Genomic DNA, 4,423 nt, shown 5'->3' on the forward strand with positions numbered 1-4,423 from the left:
CACCTACAAACTCTGTTTCTCATATTATTATTATACCTAAGATTAGAAAGAAAAGCAACTAAAGTTGCTAAACTAAACACATTGCTCGGTTTCATCCCTCGGATAAATCACGAGGGCTTTCACCATCGCTTATGACGTAACAGTAGATTCTCTAGCCTGTATGTCTAGAAATTCCTTGCAAACTCGCCCCCAACGTTCATCATTAGAGGTAAAGCCTGAACCCATTTGTCCTTCCCCCAATCGCAACCGCTATATCAGACCCAGTTTCCGGCGCCGCATACAATACTATTACTGGCGCTTAATTCGTCTCTCTGGACCCCCAGAAGTGATCGCACGCGGCTTAGCCTGTGGTGTGTTTGCGGGATTGTTTCCCCTATTTGGGCTACAAACCATTTTAGGTATATGTCTAGCCCTTATCTTTCGCGGAAATAAGATTATCGCGGCGGCTGGTACTTGGGTGAGTAATCCCTTGACGTATGTGCCGATTTATGCATTTAACTTCCATGTCGGTCAATGGCTACTCCAGGAAAATGGCTTAACCGATATTAGCCTAGGATCTTGGCAGGAGTTCAAAGAATTAGGATCTGAGATTATCGGGACGTTATTTGTCGGCTGCTTTACAGTGGGAATGGTTGGTGCGATTTGTAGTTATTTCCTAGGATTGATACTGGTGCGGCGGGTTCGCGCCTCTTATCGATCACGTCGCCAACGTCATCGCTAAAAACCGTTATATTAATTAGGGGTAGCCTGTTCCAGACGTAAGGCGTGGAACGTCTGCTTGCAGTATTGAAACCCACCCCTACACCAACCATCTAAGAGGCTTTAGGGACTAAAAATCCCAGTAAATTTTGCAGAAATGAATAACTGACGGTTTCCCGATAGGAGTCTTTGTGTAACCCTGCTGATGGAGACTCAACAGTTGGGGTAAAGTTATCCTCTACCTCTAGAAAAATCTCTTCGGCTAAACCAATCGCAATTAAGCGAAAAGCAATCTGCTGTACCGTTTTCAGGGGAAGTTGTAGGTATTGGGCGATCGATTGGAGAGACACCATGCAATCAGTATAAGTCCAAACTTGCCACTCTAGGTCATTTAACGGATAATCAGGTTTAACATTCACCACACTGGCTAAGCCGATATCCGGATCAGGTAACTGATCAGCCAAAGCCTCCCAACTCGGCAAATTTCTGAGTCCGATTAATGTTGCTAGTGTCGCCGATATACTCAAGCCTGTCATTTCTATTGTTGGTAGTGGTACATTATGGTCAAACCTAAAATGACCTGATTTGAGTTTAAATGCATCATAAATTGGCTGGAGAACTTGAGCTTGGAATAGCCACTTGAGTTGCTGGTTGGTTAAAATTCCCTGTTTTTTAAGATAAGAACCCAAAGGTTGATGCTGGGGACATAACCGACTCAGTTTAGCAAAGAGACTGGATGGACAGCTATCCTTTAGCCAGCGCCGTTGGGCAATCAAGGAGACTAAACCTTGATGATCTAACAAATTTGCCATCCCGACAAGGTTTCCCCGATACACCCAAATATAATACGCTTTATTTGAGGACGTTTGCTCCCTATCGTCAGGATGCAAAGTTAGCAAACCGCTTTGATGTCCGGTTTCAAGTAACCAAAAAACTTGCGGTAGAGAAAAATCAGCAAGAGAACCTGTGATGCACATGATAATTGAAAGGTATTTTAAGGATTGAGTTTAAACTCTTTAAAAGAGCGAATTTTCTTGTCTGTACATAACTTTTGATTTCGTTGAGCGGTTATTGGTAGCTTAGCAAACATCCACCCCCTAAGATTCTTTACCTAGGAACAGGTACAGTTAAATCGAATCTGCTCTAACAATTCTTGGAAATTGAACGGCTTGAAAAAATAAGCATTAGCCTTGGCTTCATTAGTCGAGATGGTCGGTAAATCTGGTGCTAAACCTGTCATTAGGAATATCGGCAGACGATAGCCGTACCAACGCAATTTTTTACACAGACTTATCCCATCCAGTTGGGGAATTTCGATATCAGAAAGTATCAAGTTGTAGTCTGTTCCTATTGCCCTTTCCCACGCCAATTCGCCATTTGTAACTACATCAACGACATAGCCTTCAAACGTGAGACATTCAAATAAAGCTTCGGCAAAGTCTAGGTTATCTTCGACGACAAGGATTTTCATGATATCTAAATCCATTTTCTAAATCAGGGTTAATGATTCCGGAAACTCGACCAGACAAGTTACTCTTTATTAGACCAACTTATATCTGTTAGTTTTACAAGAGAAATCCCTAACTTTCCGGTTAAATCCTTGAATTCTTATACGCCTGTTCAGCACTGTGATCGATTCAGTTACGACGCATTACAATCACTCAAATAAGCAGCGATTTTTGGTTAATAGCTTTAGCCAAGAATGCGGATCAATACCAGCGACCTCTTTTCCAGCTCATCCTCATTAAACTGAGTAATAAATTTTATGGCGTTTAATAACCTACCCATCTATACTTATTATGATGCCAAATTTAACCTCTATCAACAATATATAAATTTGACATCAGCTTTGTGCTGATGAAAGGGGAAGCTTTATCTAATCTTTAATTGCTGTCCCCAAAAATTTACAAACTCTTTAAATAAGAGGGTTGACAAACTAAACGGAATGTTGGATTATGAAAAACATGTTTAATTTTATAGATTTGTCAATATAGAAAATTGATAACTTAGTTAGGGAATATCAACTGCTAGGCCTCGGCGCTTCTCGTTTAATACACAATAAATTAGAATTGTCAATAGATTAAAATGATAACTTTAGGGAGTCAACTTCGTCTAATTTAGTGAACTTTTATGAATTGACAAGGCGTGACATACCCTGAACTGAGAGGATAGCGAGTAGCCGCGCTGCAAGCTGAGAAGGTGTACGATGATTACACAGGGACATCGCCCAATTGATCAGGTATTGGAATGTATCGATACATTCCTGGTTGCCAAGACCGGTCATTCGCTGAGTTATATTCAAAAAGCTATTCTGTGGGCATCATGGCAGGATGAACCTAAGACGTATGATCAGATTTCTCTGGAAAATGGTTATTCTGCCAATTATATTAAGCAAGGCGTCGCGCCGAAGTTATGGCGTTTACTCTCAAAAGCCTGTGGGGAAAAAGTTAATAAGACGAATTTTCGCTCGGTACTAGAACGAAAACTGTTTAATGGTAAGGGTTTGGCAACGACTAAGTCGCTCAAACCTCGGCAGGTTGTCCCCTTAGAAGTACCAGAGGGACAAGTTGCGTTAAACTCTATCTATTATATTGAGCGATCGCCCCTAGAATCAGACTGCTATCAGCAAATCCGCCAACCCGCCACCATCCTGCGTTTGGAGGGTTCCCAGCAGATGGGAAAAACCTCGTTAATGGCAAGAATTCTCGCTGATGCACAAAAGCAGAACTATCGGACGGTACGATTAAGCTTACATCAGGCGGAGAGTCCAGTGTTCAGCGCGATCGCGAAATTTTTGCGCTGGTTTTGTGTCAATGTGACACGACAACTTGGATTAGAACCGAAGCTGGATGAGTATTGGGATGAAGAAATGGGCTGTTTGATTAGCTGCACGCTTTATTTCCAGGATTACTTACTCAGCCACAGCGATCGCCCCTTAGTATTAGCTGTTGATGAAGTGAATCAAGTTTTGCAGTATCCGGCGATCGCGGGAGACTTTCTCGCATTATTACACTCCTGGCAAGACGATACCAAAGATATCCCCGTCTTTTCAAAATTGCGCTTGGTGCTAGTTCATTCTACAGAGGGTTATCTTTCGTTTCATCCGCATCAATCCCTGTTGACGGTGGGGTTAGGGATTCAGTTACCCCCGTTTACTCGTGAACAAGTCTTTGAGTTGGCAAAGCGTCATCAACTCTATTTATCATCCCAGGAACTGGATCAGCTGATGGGACTTTTGGCAGGATTTCCCTATTTGGTGCGTTTGATGTTCTATGAAATGGTCAAGCATCAGGTGAGTTTAAAATCATTATTAGAAACTGTAGCAACAGATACAGGAATTTATGGGAATCACCTGCATCGCCATTTATGGAGGCTGCGCCAGTATCCAGATTTAGCGGTGGCTTATCAACAGGTGCTTAAGGCAAATGATGCGGTAGAACTTGATCCAATCGAGATGTTGAAGCTGCACAGTTTCGGGTTAGTGCGTTGGGTTCGCGATCGCGTGGTGGTAAGCTGTCAGTTGTATGAGGAGTATTTTCGCTATCCGTCGAACAGTGGACAGTAATGGACAACCAATACCAACACTGTAGAGATAGCCAGTCTCAGTTCTTTAATGAACTACGCTACCTGGGTCATGACACCTTAAGGTGCTTTCCAGCTTTAAGCTACTGTCGCTCAAATTTAAACATCTGTATTCGACTAAAGAAGTGATTTGAGTGTAAAA

General features: G+C 42.3%; 4 protein-coding genes. 2 read left to right on the forward strand and 2 right to left on the reverse strand.

Features of this window, described 5'->3' with window-relative positions; translation table 11 throughout:
• Nucleotides 1–160 precede the first annotated feature (160 nt).
• Nucleotides 161–721 carry a DUF2062 domain-containing protein gene (locus RIM23_RS19675; protein WP_446368816.1) on the forward strand — a complete coding sequence of 187 codons (561 nt, stop codon included), beginning with the start codon at nt 161–163 and terminating at the stop codon, nt 719–721.
• Nucleotides 722–812: 91 nt separating this feature from the next.
• Here the strand turns inward: RIM23_RS19675 and RIM23_RS19680 are convergent, their stop codons facing one another.
• Together RIM23_RS19680 and RIM23_RS19685 are read right to left on the reverse strand one after the other, a co-directional pair.
• A complete protein-coding gene (locus tag RIM23_RS19680; protein ID WP_446368817.1) occupies nt 813–1,676 on the reverse strand; it encodes a DUF4388 domain-containing protein in 864 nt (287 codons plus the stop codon).
• Nucleotides 1,677–1,810: 134 nt separating this feature from the next.
• Nucleotides 1,811–2,185 (reverse strand): response regulator transcription factor, encoded by a 375-nt coding sequence (locus RIM23_RS19685; RefSeq protein WP_446368818.1) that lies wholly within the window; start codon nt 2,183–2,185, stop codon nt 1,811–1,813.
• A 720-nt stretch (nt 2,186–2,905) separates the two neighbouring features.
• On the opposite strand from RIM23_RS19685, the gene RIM23_RS19690 reads away from it, so the two are divergent.
• On the forward strand, nt 2,906–4,264 hold the full coding sequence (locus RIM23_RS19690; protein ID WP_446368819.1) for an AAA-like domain-containing protein: 1,359 nt from the start codon (nt 2,906–2,908) through the stop codon (nt 4,262–4,264).
• The last annotated feature ends 159 nt before the right edge of the window (nt 4,265–4,423 follow it).

The sequence above is a fragment of the Coleofasciculus sp. G3-WIS-01 genome (genome assembly GCF_040223135.1).
In the GTDB taxonomy this organism is placed as follows: domain Bacteria; phylum Cyanobacteriota; class Cyanobacteriia; order Cyanobacteriales; family Coleofasciculaceae; genus Coleofasciculus.

Excerpts from the sequence above, each read along its gene's own strand:
- RIM23_RS19685 (WP_446368818.1), bottom strand. The coding sequence starts at position 2,185 with ATGGATTTAGATATCATGAAAATCCTTGTCGTCGAAGATAACCTAGAC.
- RIM23_RS19675 (WP_446368816.1), top strand. The coding sequence starts at position 161 with ATGTCTAGAAATTCCTTGCAAACTCGCCCCCAACGTTCATCATTAGAG.
- RIM23_RS19680 (WP_446368817.1), bottom strand. The coding sequence starts at position 1,676 with ATGTGCATCACAGGTTCTCTTGCTGATTTTTCTCTACCGCAAGTTTTT.
- RIM23_RS19690 (WP_446368819.1), top strand. The coding sequence starts at position 2,906 with ATGATTACACAGGGACATCGCCCAATTGATCAGGTATTGGAATGTATC.